Annotated in this window: 17 protein-coding genes; 9 read left to right on the top strand and 8 right to left on the bottom strand. The window is 65.4% G+C overall.

The window, feature by feature from the left end; all coding sequences use genetic code 11:
• The first annotated feature begins 38 nt into the window (after positions 1-38).
• Together QFZ33_RS02035 and QFZ33_RS02030 are read left to right on the top strand one after the other, a co-directional pair.
• Complete coding sequence (locus tag QFZ33_RS02035; RefSeq protein ID WP_307024400.1) at positions 39-1493, top strand: family 43 glycosylhydrolase; 1455 nt, start codon at positions 39-41, stop codon at positions 1491-1493.
• 243 nt (positions 1494-1736) lie between these two features.
• Positions 1737-2444, top strand: a complete 708-nt coding sequence (locus QFZ33_RS02030) for a hypothetical protein (protein ID WP_307024398.1) — start codon at positions 1737-1739, stop codon at positions 2442-2444.
• Positions 2445-2785: 341 nt separating this feature from the next.
• Here QFZ33_RS02030 and QFZ33_RS02025 read toward each other — a convergent pair whose 3' ends face one another.
• Positions 2786-3826, bottom strand: coding sequence for an AAA family ATPase (locus tag QFZ33_RS02025; protein WP_307024396.1), 1041 nt, complete (start codon positions 3824-3826; stop codon positions 2786-2788).
• Between the two features lie 195 nt (positions 3827-4021).
• On the opposite strand from QFZ33_RS02025, the gene QFZ33_RS02020 reads away from it, so the two are divergent.
• The 3 genes from QFZ33_RS02020 to QFZ33_RS02010 all read left to right on the top strand — a co-directional run bounded on the left by QFZ33_RS02020 (position 4022) and on the right by QFZ33_RS02010 (position 5253).
• Positions 4022-4156 (top strand): hypothetical protein, encoded by a 135-nt coding sequence (locus QFZ33_RS02020; protein ID WP_307024394.1) that lies wholly within the window; start codon positions 4022-4024, stop codon positions 4154-4156.
• 285 nt (positions 4157-4441) lie between these two features.
• Positions 4442-4768, top strand: a complete 327-nt coding sequence (locus QFZ33_RS02015) for a hypothetical protein (protein ID WP_307024392.1) — start codon at positions 4442-4444, stop codon at positions 4766-4768.
• Between the two features lie 311 nt (positions 4769-5079).
• A complete protein-coding gene (locus QFZ33_RS02010) occupies positions 5080-5253 on the top strand; it encodes a hypothetical protein (RefSeq protein WP_307024390.1) in 174 nt (57 codons plus the stop codon).
• Positions 5254-5665: 412 nt separating this feature from the next.
• Here QFZ33_RS02010 and QFZ33_RS02005 read toward each other — a convergent pair whose 3' ends face one another.
• On the bottom strand, positions 5666-6583 hold the full coding sequence (locus QFZ33_RS02005) for a DMT family transporter (RefSeq protein WP_307024388.1): 918 nt from the start codon (positions 6581-6583) through the stop codon (positions 5666-5668).
• 17 nt (positions 6584-6600) lie between these two features.
• Positions 6601-7197, bottom strand: a complete 597-nt coding sequence (locus tag QFZ33_RS02000) for a TetR/AcrR family transcriptional regulator (protein ID WP_307024385.1) — start codon at positions 7195-7197, stop codon at positions 6601-6603.
• Between the two features lie 346 nt (positions 7198-7543).
• On the opposite strand from QFZ33_RS02000, the gene chvE reads away from it, so the two are divergent.
• From chvE to QFZ33_RS01980, 4 genes are all read left to right on the top strand, one after another.
• Positions 7544-8668: a multiple monosaccharide ABC transporter substrate-binding protein gene (chvE, locus tag QFZ33_RS01995; RefSeq protein WP_214851724.1), complete on the top strand. Its 1125-nt coding sequence runs from the start codon at positions 7544-7546 to the stop codon at positions 8666-8668.
• Between the two features lie 89 nt (positions 8669-8757).
• On the top strand, positions 8758-10287 hold the full coding sequence (gene mmsA / locus QFZ33_RS01990) for a multiple monosaccharide ABC transporter ATP-binding protein (protein ID WP_307024383.1): 1530 nt from the start codon (positions 8758-8760) through the stop codon (positions 10285-10287).
• Between the two features lie 5 nt (positions 10288-10292).
• The gene (gene mmsB / locus QFZ33_RS01985) at positions 10293-11609 is read left to right on the top strand and encodes a multiple monosaccharide ABC transporter permease (RefSeq protein WP_307024381.1); all 1317 of its coding nucleotides are present in this window, start codon (positions 10293-10295) and stop codon (positions 11607-11609) included.
• 45 nt (positions 11610-11654) lie between these two features.
• Positions 11655-11864: a hypothetical protein gene (locus tag QFZ33_RS01980; protein ID WP_307024378.1), complete on the top strand. Its 210-nt coding sequence runs from the start codon at positions 11655-11657 to the stop codon at positions 11862-11864.
• Between the two features lie 442 nt (positions 11865-12306).
• Here the strand turns inward: QFZ33_RS01980 and QFZ33_RS01975 are convergent, their stop codons facing one another.
• From QFZ33_RS01975 to araB, 5 genes are read right to left on the bottom strand one after another with little or no spacing between them, the layout of a single operon-like run.
• Positions 12307-13323 carry a LacI family DNA-binding transcriptional regulator gene (locus QFZ33_RS01975; protein WP_307024376.1) on the bottom strand — a complete coding sequence of 339 codons (1017 nt, stop codon included), beginning with the start codon at positions 13321-13323 and terminating at the stop codon, positions 12307-12309.
• Complete coding sequence (locus QFZ33_RS01970) at positions 13320-14249, bottom strand: aldose 1-epimerase family protein (protein WP_307024374.1); 930 nt, start codon at positions 14247-14249, stop codon at positions 13320-13322. Before QFZ33_RS01970 ends, QFZ33_RS01975 begins: the two co-directional genes overlap by 4 nt.
• Positions 14246-15766: an L-arabinose isomerase gene (gene araA / locus QFZ33_RS01965; protein ID WP_307024373.1), complete on the bottom strand. Its 1521-nt coding sequence runs from the start codon at positions 15764-15766 to the stop codon at positions 14246-14248. Before araA ends, QFZ33_RS01970 begins: the two co-directional genes overlap by 4 nt.
• A 42-nt stretch (positions 15767-15808) precedes the next feature.
• A complete protein-coding gene (locus QFZ33_RS01960; protein WP_307024371.1) occupies positions 15809-16519 on the bottom strand; it encodes an L-ribulose-5-phosphate 4-epimerase in 711 nt (236 codons plus the stop codon).
• The gene (araB, locus tag QFZ33_RS01955) at positions 16516-18270 is read right to left on the bottom strand and encodes a ribulokinase (RefSeq protein ID WP_307024369.1); all 1755 of its coding nucleotides are present in this window, start codon (positions 18268-18270) and stop codon (positions 16516-16518) included. The genes QFZ33_RS01960 and araB overlap by 4 nt, the downstream gene beginning before the upstream one ends.
• Positions 18271-18337 lie beyond the last annotated feature (67 nt).

Raw genomic sequence — 18337 nt, 5'->3', positions numbered from 1 at the left:
TCCTTCACTTCCCGCACGTCGAAAGGACGTTTTTCAGCATGAATGTTCCCGTCAACCGCCAGTTCTCCCGCCGCACCTTCCTGGGTTCCGGAACCGCCGTAGCCGCAGCCTTCGCTGTCGCGGGCGCCGGAGGCGGAGCCCTTGTGGCTGCCCCCGCCGCCGCTGCCGCCGTCAGCTCCGGTCCGGTGATCAACCCGGTGGTTCCGCAGCGGGCGGACCCGTGGCTCCTGAAGCACACGGACGGAAAGTACTACTTCACCGGCTCCGTGCCCGAGTACAACCGCATCATCGTGCGCTCCTCCCCCACCATTGCCGGACTGGGCAGTGCCACGGAGGCCGTGGTGTGGACCCGGCCCGCGTCCGGAACCATGGGCGGCCACATCTGGGCACCCGAGCTGCACCACTTCGACGGCCAGTGGCACATCTACTTCGCCGCCGGGGACAGCAACGATGTGTTCCGGGTGCGGATCTACGTGATTTCCACCGACGCGGCGGACCCTGCCAACGCCGTCTGGGGTGCACCGGTCCGGGTGCACACGCACGCCGACACGTTCTCGCTGGATGCCACCACCTTCGAGCACGCCGGCACACGGTATCTGCTCTGGGCGCAGAGCGACACCGGCGTGAACTCCAGCCTGTACATCGCCTCCATGTCGTCGCCGTCGACGCTCTCCAGTACCCCGGTCCGCATTGCCGTTCCGACGCTGGACTGGGAGACCCGCGGCTACAAGGTCAACGAAGGCGCCGCGGTGATCAAGCGGAACGGCCGCATCTTCGTCACCTTCTCGGCGAGCGCCACGGACGCCAACTACTGCATGGGCCTCCTGACGGCCGACGCCGGCGCCGACCTGCTCAACGCGGCATCCTGGACCAAGACACCCACTCCGGTGTTCACCACCAACGAGGGATCGAAGCAGTACGGCCCCGGCCACAACTCCTTCACCGTTGACGAGGCCGGCAACGACGTGCTCGTGTACCACGCCCGGTCTTACCGCAACATCGTGGGCGATCCGCTGTACGACCCCAACCGGCACGCCCGGGTCCAGCGGCTGTACTGGAACGCGGACGGCACGCCGAACTTCGGTGTACCGGTGGGCGACGGCGAACTGCCGGTCCGCCTGGAACCCGCCTCTGCTTCCGGTACTTTCCTCGCGCACGACGGCGTCACCGTCACCGCCGCTTCCTCCCCCGCGCTGGGAGCGTCCCAGTTCCGGCTCGCCCCGGGATACGCCAAGAAGAACTCAGTGGTCATCGAGCCTGTTCTGACCAAGGGCCGCTATCTCCGGGTGCAGGGATCATCGGTCGCCATCGCGACTACGGAGGGTTCGTCGTCGGCCTTCCTTCAGCGGGGCGGCCTCTCGGATGCTGCCGGGGCGTCCTTCGAGTCGGTCGACGTGCCGGGTTCCTACCTGGTGCTCCGGAACGGTGCCCTCGTTTTGGCGAAGGTGGGCAAGAACGAGCGGGCTGCGGCCACGTTCTTCCTGCGGTCCTAGAGGCTTCGCTGCTAAAGACTCCGGCACGCGTGGCGTGCGGGTGAGTGCAAATCACTGGTGATGTGGTGGTTGCAAAAGTGCAGGGCCGGCGGTTCTCCGCCGGCCCTGCATTCGGTTTAAGAACCATGCAGTCCTTGCCTTGTAGCGCTAACGATCGGGGCATGTTCAGGAGCGAGTGGGAGCGGTATTCTCTGTACGCCCTGTCCGCGCACTTCCTTTGGAGACAAATTGAAGACACGCAGCTTGCACCATTCGTTGGCGGCAGCCACCCTGGCAGGCATGGTGCTCTCCAGCACTGCCTGTACCGCCCAGCAGGGCAGTCCGCAGCAGACCGTCACAACCACAGTGGTTACCCCAACGTCCACGGCTGAACCGGCGCCGGCAACAACCACGTCCGCAACTGCTCCGAGCGCGGAGACGCCCCAGCAAACGCAAAGTTTCACCTTCCCTGACGGGCACATCTCGTTCGCTTACCCAGCCGACTGGAAAGTCAGGACCGAGCAGGGCCCGTACTTGACTGAGAAGGACAAGGCCGGTTCCGTGGTCGCCGTCGTGGCGGACAGCTCTGGGTCCGAAGTGGCCCGCATCCTCAGCGGCATGTACGGCGATGGCGCCGCCGGCCCCGCCAAGCGGACCGTCTTGGAACACGCGCCCGTGCCCGGGATCACTGATAAGGCGGGGAACCCCACCGAGTTCGGCTTCGGTTACGACGTCATCGCCAGCAGCCCGCACTATTTCATGGACGTCAGGCTCGCCCACGAGTTTCTGCCGTCCCAGGACTCTTCCGGAACCAACCAGGTTCTCCTGGCCAACGGGGTCATGTCTGCCTCCGTGGTCTTCGACGACGAGAAGAAGCCCGCCTTCGCAACCCCCGACGCGGCCAAAGCGTGGATGGCTACCGGGAAGTTCCGCCAGCTCAGAGCCCTCCTGCTCAGCCTGGAATACAAATAGGCACCACGCCGCTGGAACCGGCGGGCTGACCGTTGCGCTAAGCCCGCGCTGGGTCTTCTGCCGTTCTGCACCCCGTCGAAGTCATCGGAGCACCACCGGCCCCTTCGACCGGCTCTGGAACGCCGATATTTGACCTTTCGTCAAGTAAGGAGGCTTACTATTGCATGTGATGAAACTGGCTCTCCCCCATAGAGCCGGCGGAAGCGTCCGATGGCCCAGTGCAAACCAGTCCCTTGAGCCGCTTATTCGAGGCATTTTGGAGTCCATACTTGTGGAATAGTTGTGCTTTTTCCCGCTCGGGGGCGGGACGGGCATTCGCCTGACAGCCGCCGCAGATCCGGTCAGACCAGCCAGCGCCACCAGCGTGACCGCTCCGGTTCCGGCGTCGGTTCCGGCTCCGGCTCCGGCTCCTCGCCCAAGGCCAGCGCGGCCTCGACGATGTCGTCCGAGGTGAGCGTCATGACGGCCTCACGATCGAGCGCGTCGAGACTTTGTTCCTCGTCGAGCGACAGCCGCAGCGCCTGGCGGTTGAGCGCCTGCTCGAACAGCGTGCGGGCGAACCGTGCATTGCCGGAGTCCTCACCCGCGTGGAGCCCTGTGAAGATGCGGCGCAGCATCTGGTCCGCACCCGGCTCCAGCGTGTACTCGTGCTGGGCCAGCATCTGATGGAAGATCGCCTGGAGTGCGTCGACGGAGTAGTCGGGGAACGTGATCTCGCGGGCGAACCGGGAGCGCAGTCCGGGGTTCGAGAGCAGGAAGGACTCCATCAGCCGCGGGTACCCGGCCACGATCACGACCAGGCGGTGGCGGTGGTCCTCCATCCGCTTGAGCAGGACCTCGATCGCCTCGGGGCCGAAGTCCGTCCGGCCGTCCTCCGGGGCCAGCGCGTAGGCCTCGTCGATGAACAGGACGCCGTCCAGCGCACGCCGGATCACCCGGTCCGTCTTGATGGCGGTCGCGCCGACGTACTGCCCCACCAGGCCCGAACGGTCGACCTCCACCAGGTGGCCTTTCTGCAGCAGACCGACCGCGCGGTACATCTCGGCCAGGAGCCGCGCCACGGTGGTCTTGCCCGTGCCCGGGTTTCCGAGGAACACCAGATGCTGTGATGTGGCCACCTCCGGCAGGCCGTGCGTCTTACGGCGGGCCTGGACCTGGAGCAGTGCGACGAGGGCCCGCACCTGTTCCTTCACGGTCTCCAGTCCGACCAGCGCGTCAAGCTCGGCCTGCACCTCGGACAGCGGCCGGGCCGGCCCGGGCCTCGCACCGATGAGATCGCCGACCAGGTCGTCGACGCGCTCCGAACCGGGCAGCTTGAGCTGATCGGCCAGATGGCCGATGGTTTCGCGGAGGTCGTCGAGCGGATTGCGGCTGGCAGCCATGCATCCACTGTAGTACTCGATTCCCTATCGGGGCGGGGTTGGCCTCACCACTATCAGCTCCCTTTTGGTCGCAGTGTTCACGCGGTACAGGCAGTCTCCATTGGATAATGCGGGCACTGGCCGTGCTTTCGGTGCTGACTACGGCCCAAGGATGAGGCAGAAGCTGCAGGTCGGGACGCTGCCCAGGCCGACAAGGTGGAGCACGTCATCAAGAACCAGGACGGCAAGATTGCCGAGAAGAACAGTCACGGCGACGACTCAGGAACGTTCCCGGCTGACCGGCACGTCGGCCTCGGGTGGATGCATCAGATGCAATATCAACCCATTTAGATCGACATAATCCGTTATCGGCCGTTCAAGTTGGTTGGGGGAGTGACCTGCAAGCCCTCATTTGTCTGGTTCCAGTTTTGTTGGCCCATCTCTCAATGAAAACCGCGTGTTGGGGTATCGGCGGCCCGAAACGCTGCCAGTCAAAGGCCGTCAATCCGTTCCTGTTTGCGTCGCGCCCACGAGTAGCCCAGAAAGGGTTAGGCAACCGTGACCCTCGGGGCGTTCCTCGGTGAAGCAGCACCCATTACTGTCAATGACACCATCGGGAACGACGTAAGAGGCACCATGACCATCGACATAGGGCTCATCCTCAGTCAAGAGGACGAAGCGCACTTTGCAGCCCACACCGAAGCTGCCACCGCAGCAATGCAACAAGTACGGAAACTGCACCGGGCATACAGCTGGGTGGGCACCGATGAGATTCGCTGCAGAGGATGCAATGCCGGCCTCGATATACCGTCCCTCGCCAGCACGAACGCCAACGCCGACAAGGCCTTTCGGGCGCACCAGACGGCCCAGATCGACGCCATGCTGGCCGCTGACACGCATCATTCGATTCGAAACTATTCGGCGAGTCATGATCCGATGCGCGGCTTGAACCTGGCCGGATGACCTATGGGCGGCCGGCGCGGTGTCCTGCTTCCGATACGACGCAGAGGTTCTATCGGCGCTGCCCTGTCTTGGGCGGCACTGCCTCACGGTCCCGGATACGGTTCCCTGTCCCTGTCCCTGTCCAGCTGTAGTCTGTCCCCTAGCCACGGCGATCAGATGGGGGAAATATGCGATTCCAACGTTCAGCAGGGATCTTCAAAGCCGGAATCCTGATGGCCATTGGCGGCCCAATCTTTGGTGCACTTGGAGCAGCTATCGCCGCCCCAAACATCGCTGCGCTGTATACCGGGAACTCAAATCGAGGCGGACTAATGATCGGTGCGATCCTCGCGGGCGTTGGTGTGCTCCTCGCGGTGGCCGGCTACATCCTGATTCTCGTTGCGGTACACCGCGCCCTGGTCAAAATTGATGCTCTTCCCGTTCGTCAGCAGCAGCCACGGACCGGGCAGGCATCCACGCCTCCAACATCGGGCTACAGCTTCTGACCCCTGAAGGTTTGCCAGTGACGCGCGTATAGCGGGTAGCTAAGGTTCAACGGCTGCGTGCTTACTGGTAAAAGTGCATATTCGATATCGAACTAATCGTGTTTCTGAGGCGCGAGATCGGCCGACGGGGCAACCAAATCCTGTCGTCAGCTGCCCTGCTCGAAAGACGTCAGAATAGGGACCGTTTCCTGTTTGTCTGATGCGCTCACGCGAAGGTCCCAGATCTCCACCTGACAGTCAGTCGCCTATGACGGTCCTTCGGCGCGACACGTTGAGGCCGCACGCCCAAGCCGGATTTGCCCGAAACTACCCGCACCTTCGATTCGCATATGCCCCGCCTGCAAAAAAGCCCGGTAAAGGTGCCTCAAGTGCACTCATCCGGAAGAACGCGTAATGCGATGTATTTGCAGATTCACCGGATGCCCTGCCCGGGCCGGACAGGCTCGCGCGGAGTCAGGACGAACAAACTCGCCAGCACCATAACGACGCCGAGCCATCCCGCTGCGGGCAGCCGTTCACCGACCACCACAACAGCCAGCACGGCGGCGACGACGGTTTCCATGAGGGAAAGGCCCGTTGCGGTGCTCGGGCGGACTCGAGCCAAGCCCCACCCAAACAGGACATACCCTGCGAACATCGGGACAAGTGCCATGTAGGCCCCCACCGTGAAATTGGTCCAGGACTCAAGGAGCGGCCGGCCGGTCATGGCGAGCACGGGCATCAGCAGCAATCCGCCCAGCCCGAACACCGCACCCATGGCGGCCCGGGACGGCACTCCCCCGCTGATCAGGCGGTGAGCCGCCCACGAGTACAGCGCGTAGGTGACGCCCGCCACCAGCCCCAAAACGGTACCCGCCGGCACGGCCCAGGATCCGGCAAGGGCGCCCGGCCGTTCCGCACTGCCACCGGCGAAACTCAGGAGTCCGGCGCCTGCCACTCCGAGCAACGCGCCGAGCATCCAGCGACGGGTCAGCACCTTCCGCTCCGCCAACCGTTCGATTACCGCCGACGCCAGCGGGGCCGAGCCGATCGAGACCACCGTTCCGAGCGCCACGCCAGCAAGGCGCATGGAACTGTAAAAGGCAAGAGGGTAGACCGCGACGGCGGCCGCCCCCATTATGACGAGCAGCCACCGGCCGCGGAGGCTGACCCAGTGGCTCGCTATCGGCTGCACCGCGCACAGCGCCTGGAGCAACCCGCCCACACCCATTGCCACCGCACCGATGGCAAGCGGACTCACCGACGGCGCGAACGTGGCAGCCGTGCCCGTCGTACCCCAAAGCACCGACGCACCCACAACAAAAATGGCGCCTAGAAGGGGCCCGTTCATACGGCCAAGCGCCGCCTTCACAGCCCCTCCAGCATTTGAGCAGCGATCATCCGGGCTTCCTGCAGGCAACCGTCTTCGCCTTCAAGGCCGGCCCTGGCCATGGAGCCCTCGAGCAGGAACGCCAGATGCCGGGCCACCCCGGCGGCCGCCTCGTCCTGCTGCGGCAGCAGTTCGGCGACGTGCTTGAGCAGTAGGCCCTCGACCTCTTCCTTGTGCTGCCGCACGGCCAGTCTTCCGGGAGCGCCCGCAGGCAGTTCCGCGGCCGCATTCAGCAGGCCGCACCCCCTGAATCCGCGTTCATAGGCAAAGTTCGCATGGTCAATGTAGGCGTCGAACACTGCCAGGACACGTTCCCGCGGAGTGGCCGCCGCCGTAACCCGGGCCCGGTACAGGCCGAGCCATTCCTCGTGGCGGGCGGCGAGGTAGGCCGCCACCAGCTCCGCCTTGGAAGCGAAGTTGTTGTAGAGACTTTTCTTAGCCACGCCGGCCGCCGCCGTGATGGCGTCGATGCCCGTGGCCACCACGCCCTCGGAGTAGAAGAGGCTGGCCGCAGCCTCGAGCAGCAATGAACGCGCTGGCCGCTTCTTTGCAGGCTGGCCTTCGGATGAAGCCACGGGTATACCTCCGACAGTTAGAACTGGTAGGTAGACCAGTCTACCTATCGTCTGACTCTTTCGCCCCAAGGAGGGGAGGAAAGCGCGACGGCGGGATGGGCCGCCGTCATCAACTTGTGTCTTGCTTCACAGCCCATGCGGGGATAATATTGTCCAAGATTGTTAGCGCTAACAGAAATGTTGGAGCAGCCGGAGTCCCCGCTCCGGTGATGACAGCCCTCCGGTGCCGGTCCTGCGGAACGGCCTCGGTACGCCGGACACGAGTGGCCGGCACTGGCGGAAAGTACATACGCTTTCCGCTCAAGCACCGATTCGTGGCCCAACCAGGCCACGGAAGGAGAATAACGTGAGAATTAAGAAACTGCTGGGCGCCGTTGCCGTCGTCCTGGCCGTGACGGTGGGGGCGACCGGCTGCGGCAGCCGTCCCGGCACCACTACCGGAACCAGCAGCGCCGACGCTGCCGGAGCCCTGGTAGGAATCTCCATGCCGACGCAGACGTCGGAGCGCTGGATCGCGGACGGCAAGAATGTCTCGGATTCCCTGGCCAAGCTCGGCTACAAGACGGACCTCCAGTACGCCAACGACGACATTCCCACCCAGGTCTCGCAGATTGAAAACATGCTGACCAAGGGCGCGAAGTCTCTGATTGTCGCCGCCATCGACGGCACCACCCTGACGGATGTCCTGGCGAAGGCCAAGGAGCAGAACGTCAAGGTCATCGCCTATGACCGGCTGATCAACGGAACCCCGAACGTCGACTACTACACCACCTTCGACAACTACGAGGTAGGCGTCCAGCAGGCAACCTCCCTGCTGACCGGCCTGGGCCTGGTGGATGCATCCGGCAAGAAGGTCGAGGGCAAGGGCCCGTTCAACGTGGAGCTGTTCGCGGGCAGCCCGGACGACAACAACGCCAACTTCTTCTGGACCGGCGCCATGGACACCCTGAAGCCTTACCTGGATGCCGGCACCCTCAAGGTCCCCAGCGGCCAGACCAAGTTTGAACAGGCCGCCATCCTGCGCTGGCAGGCGGCAACCGCCCAGAAGCGGATGGAAGACATCCTCACCGCCGCTTACGGTTCAGGCAAGAAGCTCGACGGCGTGTTGTCGCCCTATGACGGCCTCTCCATCGGCATCATCTCGGCACTGACCAGCACCGGCGGCTACTCCAAGGGCAGCCTCCCGGTGGTGACCGGCCAGGACGCGGAAAAGGGCTCGGTGAAGTCCATCGTCGCCGGCGAGCAGTACTCCACGATCTTCAAGGACACCCGCAAGCTCGGCGAGCAGGCCGTGAAGATGGTGGACGCCGTCCTGAAGGGCCAGCAGCCCGAGACCAATGACACCGAGACCTACAACAACAAGGTCAAGGTTGTCCCGGCCTTCCTGCTGAAGTCCGTGATCGTCACCAAGGACAACTACAAGCAGGAACTCATCGACTCCGGTTACTACACGGACGCCGACATCAAGTAGCAGCATGGTGGGGGCGCCTGCAGCCGCAGGCGCCCCCACACCCCCCTCGAACAGATCAGCTCATCGAACAGATCAGCGGGAAATAACCAATGAATGTACCCATTCTTCAGATGCGCGGGATCACGAAGACCTTCCCCGGCGTCAAGGCTCTCCAGGATGTCACCCTGGATGTGAACCGCGGCGAGGTCCATGCGATCTGCGGCGAAAACGGGGCCGGCAAGTCCACCCTGATGAAGGTGCTCTCGGGCGTATACGCCCACAACACCTTCGAGGGGGACATCCTCTTCGAGAACGAACCGTGCGACTTCGCGTCCATCAGCGACAGCGAGAAGCGCGGCATCGTGATCATCCACCAGGAGCTGGCCCTGAGCCCGTACCTGTCCATCGCGGAGAACATCTTCCTCGGCAACGAACTGGCCTCCCGCGGCTGGGTCGACTGGCGCAAGACCAACCTGGAAGCAACCAAGCTGCTGGCCCGGGTCGGCCTGAGCGAAAACCCGGTCACCCCCATCCAGCACATCAGCGTGGGCAAGCAGCAGCTTGTCGAAATCGCCAAGGCACTGTCCAAGGAAGTGAAGCTGCTGATCCTGGACGAGCCCACCGCGGCCCTGAACGATGAGGACTCCGACCACCTGCTGGACCTGATCCTGCATTTGAAGGGCCAGGGCGTCACCAGCATCATCATCAGCCACAAACTCAACGAAATCCGCAAGGTCGCGGACGCCGTCACCATCATCCGGGACGGCAAATCCATCGAGACCCTGCGCGTGGACCAGGGCCAGATCACCCAGGAACGCATCATCCGCGGCATGGTGGGCCGCGACCTGGACAGCCTCTACCCGGAGCGTGAACCGCAGATCGGCGAGGAAGTCCTGCGCATCGAAGACTGGACGGTCCAGCACCCGCAGGACCACACCCGCACCGTGGTCCACAACGCCAGCCTGAACGTCCGCAAGGGTGAAGTGGTGGGACTCGCCGGCCTCATGGGGGCCGGCCGCACCGAACTGGCCATGAGCGTCTTCGGCCGGACGTACGGACGTGCCGTCTCCGGAAAGGTGTTCAAGCACGGCAAGGAAATCAACACCTCCACTGTCCCCGACGCCATCCGCCACGGCATCGCCTACGCCACCGAGGACCGCAAGCACTACGGCCTGAACCTGATCGAGGACATCAAGCGCAACATCTCCATGGCTGCCCTGCCCAAGCTCGCCAAACGCGGCTGGGTGGACGCGAACAAGGAAACCACGGTGGCTAACAGCTACCGGAAGAGCATGAACATCAAGGCACCGTCGGTTGCGGCCATCACCGGCAAGCTCTCCGGCGGCAACCAGCAAAAAGTGGTCCTCAGCAAATGGATGTTTTCCGACCCCGACGTGCTGATCCTGGACGAGCCCACCCGCGGCATCGACGTCGGAGCCAAGTACGAGATCTACACGATCATCGCCGAGCTCGCCGCCCAGGGCAAAGCCGTCATTGTGATCTCCTCCGAACTCCCGGAGCTCCTTGGCATCTGCGACCGGATCTACACCCTGTCTGCCGGCCACGTCACGGGTGAAGTCCCCATCGCCGAGGCGTCCCAGGAAACCCTTATGCACTACATGACAAAAGAGAAGGAATAACGGACATGTCCGCCCTACGAGAATCCCTCGGCTTCCTGGCAAGCCGCCTCCGCCAGGTCGGCATCTTCGTCGCCCTGATCCTGATCGTCCTGCTGTTCCAGGTCCTCACCGACGGGATCCTGCTCCAGCCGCAGAACGTCAGCAACCTCGTTGTCCAGAACAGCTACATCCTCATCCTGGCCATCGGCATGGTCATGGTCATCATTGCCGGCCACATCGACCTCTCCGTCGGCTCGATCGCCGGGTTCATCGGTGCCGTCGCCGGCGTCATGATCGTCCACTGGGGCTGGCCCTGGTGGGCGGCCATCCCAGCGTGCCTCCTCGTCGGCGCCCTCGTAGGCGCCTGGCAGGGGTACTGGATCGCGTACGTCGGCATCCCCGCCTTCATCGTCACCCTCGCCGGCATGCTCATCTTCCGCGGCCTTACCCTGATCACCCTCAAGAACCAGCAGATCACCCCGTTCCCGGACGAGCTCCGTGCCCTGGGCGGCGGATTCCTGCCGGACATCTCGGGCGGCACCTCAGTGCTCGAATGGCTCACCGTGATCCTCGGCGTCGGCGGTACCGCAGCCCTGCTGTTCCAGTCCATCAAGGAACGGCGCGTCCGCCGCAGGTTCAACCTGGAAAACGAACCGATGGCATGGTTCGCCACCAAGACGGCATTCATTGCCCTGCTGATGCTCGTCATCACGTTCCTCCTCGCCAGCTACCGCGGCACCCCGATCGTACTGATCGTCCTCGCGGGCCTGGTCATCGCCTACTCCGCGCTGATGAACAACAGCATCTTCGGCCGGCACACCTACGCCATCGGCGGGAACCTGCACGCCGCCGAGCTCTCCGGCATCAAGACGAAGGCTGTGACCTTCCGGCTCTTCGTGAACATGGGCGTCCTCGCCGCCCTGGCCGGCCTGATCTTCACGGCCCGCCTGAACTCGGCCCAGCCCGCTGGCGGTACAGGCTTCGAGCTCGACTCCATCGCCGCCGCCTTCATCGGCGGAGCAGCAGTCACGGGAGGCATCGGAACCGTGGCCGGAGCCATGATCGGCGGCCTCATCATGGGCGTCCTCAACAACGGCATGTCGATCCTCGGCCTCGGCACCGACTACCAGCAGCTGATCAAGGGCCTGGTGCTCCTGATTGCCGTCGGCTTCGACATCTTCAACAAGAACCGCGCCGGCGGCGGATCCTCCATCGCCAAGCGCTTCAGGCTCAAAACCACGCCGCCCGCCACAGAACAAACGAAGGCACCGGCACCAACAAACGCACCGGCCGAGGCCGCCACGCCCGTGGCAGCGGGCAGCCGCGATCCGGGCAACGCCTGAAAACCGCATAACCAACCAACCCACAGCCAGCGGAAAGGACACGCCATGACCGGCCTCCTCGATTCCATCGACATCCACGTCACCAACCGGCACGCCTTGGACGAGCACCTCGAAGCAGCAGTGAAGAACCTCCAGGAACTCGCGATGCTCACGGGCACGCACGGAATCCTGGTCACGCGCCACAGGCCCGGAAATTACACGGCCGCGCTTTCTGACCAGGTCCCGTTCGGAATGACCCGCGAAGCCATTCGTTGACGCGTTACTGACCAGCAGAGCTGGAGCCCCTCCCCCGGTAACGACCCGCGGGAGGGGCTCCGCGTTTAAGGCAGTGAGGGCCTTGGCCTTCTCGATGGTGAAGCAACGGCTGCGGTAGAGGTGGCCCCAACTGGACTCGGCGTACTCCGGCGTGGTCGATTCGCGGAACTGTTCCCAAGTGCCGTTTCCAGCCTCGCCGTCTGATCGAACCAGGCGGCGGTGGGATGCCAGCCGGGCCCGACAGGTACCCGATCTCGCCGCGGAGCGGGTTGACCAGAGAGGTAGCAGACTCGAACGTAAAGCAGACCGGATCAATGACGACGTCGGCCTGCAGTCCCGCCACCCGGTCACCGAAAATGCCGTCCCGGTCTTCCTGTTGCGGTCGGCAACGACCTGTCGCACGTGGGAGGCCCTGACGGGACCCCTCAGCCCGCCCTATCCGTTAGCCGGCCGGCGGTGCCGTGGAGCTCCGCACCACGAGCTTGGGGTTGAGCACCGAAGCCGCTGCCGAGGGGCCATGGGCCATGTCGGACAACAGCATCCGGATGCAGCGCGCGCCGAGTTCCTTAAACCCCTGGTTCACCGTGGTCAGCGGCGGGACGAAGTAAGCGGCCTCCGGCTGATCGTCGAACCCCACCACGCTGATGTCCTCCGGCACGCGCAGGCCTGCCTCGTTGAACGCGCGCAGTGCCCCCAGGGCCATCTGGTCGTTCGCCGCGAACAGGGCGGTGACGTTGCCTGCCGCTGCCAGCTCCAGTCCGGCGCGGTAGCCGCTTTCGGCGCTCCAGTCGCCCGGAATCAGCACGCCCTCCGGCAATCCGGCCTGCTCCAGTGTGCGCCGCCAGCCCTCGGTCCGGGCCGCGGCGTCAATCCAGTCTTGCGGTCCCGAAACGTGGGCAATCGCGGTGTGCCCGAGGTTCACCAGGTGCTGCACGGCAAGGCCTGCACCAACGCGCTGGTTCACGGCCGCGACCGTCAGGCGCGCATCCGCGCCGAACCCCACGGCAACCAGCGGGACGGACAGTGCGATGGTGTGCAGCGATTTCAGCATCGTCTCGTGCGGAACGATCACTACGATCCCGTCCACGGACTGCAGCAGGAAGTGTTCGAGGGCATCGTGGATGCCGGCGGTGGTCACCTCGCTGAGGCTGGCCATGCTGACGGAATAACCCTCATTCCGGGCTGCCTGCTGGACGCCCAGCAGCGTGTTGGCCGGGCCGTAGTGCGCCGTGCCGGCGCCCAGGACCCCGATGGCCTGCGAACGCCGGGTAACCAGGCTGCGCGCAGCGGTGTTGCGGCGGTATCCCAGCTCGGCGATGGCGCGTTCCACACGCCTGCGGGTCTGGGCGCTGACATTCGGATGGGTGTTGAGTACCCGCGACACGGTCTGGTGGGATACGCCCGCGAGGCGCGCCACGTCCTCCATGACGGGAGGACGTGGCGTGGCCTGGTCGCTCATGTGGCGAAGATGCTCCAGGATGCCTCGTGCGTGGCGCCCGGTTCCAGCCGGATCAGGTCCACGCCGCTGTTGAAGGCATCAGGAGGGCAGGTCATGGGTTCCACGGCGAGCCCCAGCCGGTTGGGGGCCGGGGACTGCTTGTCGGCGGTGTGGATCTGCAGCCACTGGCAGGTGCGGTCCCAGGCCATTCCGACGCCGGTCCCGCCCGGGTCCCGGACCAGCACGCGGGCCAGCCGGCCGCCGTCGGACGTACCGCCGTCGAACGCTATGCCAGTGAACGCGTGGTCGATCTCCGTGGCGCCGATGGCGCGCTGCGCGCGGAAGTCGAACTCATGGCCCTCCACGGTGCGCGTTTCCTTCGGCAGCAGCCGGTCCGGGGTGACCTCGAGGAACTGCCCGGCGGGGATCTGAAGGGTCCACTCATCGAGCGGTGCGGGCCCAGCCACCAGGTAGGGGTGCGGGCAGACGCCGTACGGCGCCACAGAAGCGCCAAGGTTCGACGCCGTGACCTGGCTGTGCAGGCCGTCCTCCGTGAGCCGGTATTCGACGACGATGCGTACCGAGTGCGGGTATCCCCCCGTCGGCTGCGGCGTGCAGGACAGCGTCACAGACGACTCGTCATGCGATTCCATGACCCAGTCCAGGGGAAACGCCAGCCCGTGCAGGGCGCAGCCGCGGTCGGATTCGTTGACGGGAACCTCGTACTCGGCACCGTCGAACGTGTACCGTCCGTCGGCGATCCTGTTAGGCCAGGGCGCCGCGACGATGCCCCGGTAGTCGGGGATGGACCCGCCCTCCGGGAACGGAACAATCAGGTTCCGTCCCCGGTGGCGCAGCTCCCGCAGCGCACCGGCCTGTGCCGTGACGGCAGCGGTGTAATCCCCCGCCCGGATTTTGTACTCGGTCGCAGCCCGGGACTCCGTCACAGCCTGCCGGCCAGCCTGTAGTAGGCGGCGTTCCAGGCGAGTTCTTTCTTGAATTGCTTGAGGGTGGTGCCTTCGTCGATGGTGAGCAGCTCGGTCTGCGCGATCTCGGCGAAGTCCTCGAACACGTCCACGCCCACCTGGGTGGAGAGGACGGTGTGGTGCGCGGCTCCGGCGGTCAGCCAGGCGGCGGCGGAGGTGGCGAAGTCGGGCTTCGGCTCCCAGAGGGCCCGGGCCACCGGGAGGTTGGGCAGCGGCTCGTCGAGGTCGACGACGTCGACGGCGTTCGCCACGAGGCGGAACCGGTCGCGCATGTCGGACAGGGCGACGACCACACCGGGGCCGGCGTCGGTGTCGAAGACCATGCGGACCGGGTCCTCCTTGCCGCCGATGCCCAGCGGGTGGACTTCGACGCGCGGCTTGGCGGTGGTCAGGGAGGGGCAGACCTCGAGCATGTGCGCGCCGAGGATCTTTTCCTGGCCGGGCACCAGGTGGTAGGTGTAGTCCTCCATGAGCGAGGCACCGCCGGGCAGCCCGGCGCCCATGACCTTGGCCGCGCGGATCAGGATGGCCGTCTTCCAGTCGCCCTCGGCACCGAAGCCGTAGCCGTCGGCCATGAGCCGCTGGACGGCCATGCCCGGCAGCTGCCGCAGTTCGCCGAGGTCCTCGAAGGACGTGGTGAAGGCGGCGGAGCCGTTGGCTTCGAGGAAACTGCGCAGCCCGAGTTCGATCTGGGCGCTGTAGCGGAGGGATTCATGGCGGGCTCCGTCGGAGCGGAGCTCCGGCGCCACGTCGTAAAGCCGCTCGTACTCGGCCACCAGGGCGTCGACGTCGGACTCCGCGGCGCCGTGCACGGCGTAGGCGAGTTCGTTGACGGACCAGGTGTTGACCGAGACGCCGAAGCGCAGTTCCGCCTCGGTCTTGTCACCCTCGGTGACGGCAACGTTGCGCATGTTGTCCCCGAAGCGGGTCAGCTTCAGGTTCCGGACGGCTGCCCAGCCGGCGGAGGCGCGCTGCCAGACTCCCACCTGGCGGGCCACCTCCGGGTTGGACACGTGGCCCACGACGGTCTTGCGCGGCACGCCCAGCCGGGACTGGATATAGCCGAACTCGCGGTCGCCGTGCGCGGCCTGGTTCAGGTTCATGAAGTCGAAGTCGATGTCCGCCCAGGGCAGCTCCACGTTGGCCTGGGTGTGCAGGTGCAGCAGCGGCTTGCGGAGCAGGTCCAGGCCCTGGATCCACATCTTGGCCGGGGAAAACGTGTGCATCCACGCCGTCACGCCGATCACCGAATCGTCCGAGTTGGCTTCCAGCGCGGTCCGGCGGATCGCGTCAGAATCCGTCAGCACGGGCTTCCAGACGAGCTTGACCGGGACCTCCGAGGACGCGTTCAAGGCGGCCGCGATCTCCTGGGACTGGGCCGCCACCTGCTTCAGCACGTCCTCGCCATAGAGGTGCTGGCTGCCCGTGAGGAACCAGACCTCGTAGTGCTCGAGGGAGGTGTTGTTGGCGCTGGACATTGGTGTCTCCTTTGAAAGTCTTGGGTGTGCGGGGGGCCGGAACTAGCGGCCGTACACGTTCTGGTAGCGGTCGTAGAGCGACTCGATCTGGGCCGGGTCGATGACCAGCGGTTCGCCGAGTTGCCGGGAGACGTGGACCGTGCGGGCTACTTCCTCGCACATCACGGCGGCCTTGACTGCGGAACGGGCGTCCTTGCCGATGGTGAACGGGCCGTGGTTCTGCATGAGCACCGCCGGGGAATTGGATCCGCGCAGTGTTTCCACGATGCCGCGGCCGATCGAATCGTCGCCGATCAGGGCGAACGGACCCACCGGGATGGGGCCACCGAACTCGTCGCCCATCATGGTCAGCACGCACGGGATCTCCTCGCCGCGCGCTGCCCAGGCCGTGGCGTAGGTGGAGTGCGTGTGGACCACGCCGCCGACGTCGGGCATGTTCCGGTAGACGTAGGCGTGGGCCGCGGTGTCCGACGACGGCGTGAGGTCCGGGTTCTCCCACTGGGCCGGAACGCCTTCGGCGTCTGCGCTCAGGCTGCTTACCGGGGTGCCGTAGAGGTCGGTGACCACCATGAGTTCCGGGGTCAGATCGTCATATGAGACGCCCGACGGCTTAATGACCATGAGGTCGTAGCCGGGGATCCGGCCGGAGACGTTCCCTGCCGTCCAGACCACGAGGTCGTACCGGGTCAGCTCGGCGTGCAATTCGCAGACCTCGCGGCGGATACGGGCGATGGTTTCCAGCAGTGCGCTCACGCCGAAACCTCCTCAGCGGTCAGGGTTTCAGCGTGCAGGGACTGGGCGTTCGGTGATTGGACAGCGTTGCGCTGGATGGCCTTGAGCCTGTGCATGACCTCGTTGGTTCCCCTGCCGAAGTAGTCGTGGAGGGTCCGGTACTCCCGGAACAGTTCGTCGTACGCCGCGACGTTCTCCGGGATGGGCGTGTAGACCGCGCCCGGGGCAGCACCCATCGCCTCGGAGGCGGCCCTGACATCGGCATACTTCCCGGCGGCAACGGCCGCGTGGATGGCCGAGCCCAGGGCCGGGCCCTGCGTGGAGCCGATGGTGGAGAGCTGCAGGCCGGTCACGTCGGAGTAGATCTGCATGAGGAGCTGGTTTTTCAGCAGGCCGCCGGCCACGATGAATTCCTTCACCGGAACGCCGGAATCCCTGAAGGCGTCCACGATGGTGCGGGTGCCGAAGGCGGTGGCCTCGAGCAGCGCCCGGTAGATGTCCTCCGGCCGGGTGGCGAGGGTCTGGCCGACAACCACGCCGGAAAGCTCGTGGTCCACCAGCACGGAGCGGTTGCCCGAGTGCCAGTCGAGGGCGATTAGGCCGTGCTGGCCGATCGCCTGCCCGGAGGCCAGGTCCGTCAGGTATTCGTGGATGCCCTGCCCGGCCTCGGCTGCGGCCTGGTGGTATTCGGGCGGGACACCGTACTTGGTGAACCAGCCGAAGATGTCACCCACACCGGACTGTCCGGCCTCGTAGCCCCAGAGCCCGTCGACGATGCCGCCGTCCACCACGCCGCACATGCCGGGCACCTCATGGAGCTCGGCGCCGTTCATGACGTGGCAGGTGGAGGTGCCCATGATGGCCACGAGCTGGCCCGGCTCCACTGCCTTCGCGGCCGGGGCGGTGACGTGGGCGTCCACGTTGCCGACGGCCACGGCGATCCCCTCCGGCAGTCCGGTCCAGGCGGCGGCCTCGGCGGTCAGGTAACCCGCGGCGTCGCCCAGGCGGCCGATGGCATGGTCCAGCTTGGCGCTCACGAAGTCCTTGAACTGCGGGTTCAGGGCGGCGAGGAAGTCATCGGACGGGTAGTGCCCGTCCTGGTAGATGCCCTTGTAGCCGGCGGTGCAGGCGTTGCGGACGTAGTTGCCGCAGAGCTGCCAGACGATCCAGTCGGCGGCTTCCACCCAGTGGTCCATTTCGGCGTAGGCCTCGGGATCCTCCTCCAGCAACTGCAGCCCTTTGGCAAACTCCCACTCGGACGAGATCAGCCCGCCGTACCGCGGCAGCCAGGATTCGCCGAGTTCCGCGGCCAGCGCGTTGATGCGGTCCGCCTGGCCCTGCGCGGCGTGGTGGCGCCAAAGCTTGACGTACGCATGGGGCCGGTTTGCGTAACCCGGCAGTTCGTTCAGCGGGGTGCCGTCTCCCTTGACTGGCACCATGGTGCAGGCGGTGAAGTCCGTGGCGATGCCGACGACGGCGGCCGGGTCGATCCCGGCGTCCGCGATCGCTTCGGGAACAGCGTGCCGCAGCACGTCCCGGTAGTCGTTGGGCACCTGCAGCGCCCATTCCCCGGGAAGGCGGGCGGCTGTTTCATCGGCAACGACAGCCACGTCCGCCGGGAGCACGTCGGTGACTACCGCGTGCGGGTAATCGAACACGCCGCTGCCGAGTTCCTTGCCGTCCCGGACCCGCACAACCACGGCCCGGCCGGACAGGGTGCCATAGTCCACCCCGATGACATAGTTTTCGCTGCCGTCTGCTGTGACGTCCATGAATCCTCCAGATAAAGGCCCGTTGCTTTCCGGGCTGAAACTATTGTGAGCGCTAACAACTTACTCC

It is taken from the genome of Arthrobacter globiformis (genome assembly GCF_030815865.1).
Taxonomy (GTDB): domain Bacteria; phylum Actinomycetota; class Actinomycetes; order Actinomycetales; family Micrococcaceae; genus Arthrobacter; species Arthrobacter globiformis_B.
The sequence above is the reverse complement of the archived record's forward strand: the minus strand, read 5'-3'. Positions and strand labels throughout refer to the sequence as shown.

Bases quoted from the DNA above. Each gene is read 5' to 3' on its own strand.
- QFZ33_RS02035 (WP_307024400.1), top strand. From the start codon at position 39: ATGAATGTTCCCGTCAACCGCCAGTTCTCCCGCCGCACCTTCCTGGGT.
- QFZ33_RS02025 (WP_307024396.1), bottom strand. From the start codon at position 3,826: ATGGCTGCCAGCCGCAATCCGCTCGACGACCTCCGCGAAACCATCGGC.
- QFZ33_RS02015 (WP_307024392.1), top strand. From the start codon at position 4,442: ATGACCATCGACATAGGGCTCATCCTCAGTCAAGAGGACGAAGCGCAC.
- QFZ33_RS02010 (WP_307024390.1), top strand. From the start codon at position 5,080: ATGATCGGTGCGATCCTCGCGGGCGTTGGTGTGCTCCTCGCGGTGGCC.
- QFZ33_RS02005 (WP_307024388.1), bottom strand. From the start codon at position 6,583: ATGAACGGGCCCCTTCTAGGCGCCATTTTTGTTGTGGGTGCGTCGGTG.
- mmsA (WP_307024383.1), top strand. From the start codon at position 8,758: ATGAATGTACCCATTCTTCAGATGCGCGGGATCACGAAGACCTTCCCC.
- mmsB (WP_307024381.1), top strand. From the start codon at position 10,293: ATGTCCGCCCTACGAGAATCCCTCGGCTTCCTGGCAAGCCGCCTCCGC.
- QFZ33_RS01980 (WP_307024378.1), top strand. From the start codon at position 11,655: ATGACCGGCCTCCTCGATTCCATCGACATCCACGTCACCAACCGGCAC.
- QFZ33_RS01975 (WP_307024376.1), bottom strand. From the start codon at position 13,323: ATGAGCGACCAGGCCACGCCACGTCCTCCCGTCATGGAGGACGTGGCG.
- araA (WP_307024373.1), bottom strand. From the start codon at position 15,766: ATGTCCAGCGCCAACAACACCTCCCTCGAGCACTACGAGGTCTGGTTC.
- araB (WP_307024369.1), bottom strand. From the start codon at position 18,270: ATGGACGTCACAGCAGACGGCAGCGAAAACTATGTCATCGGGGTGGAC.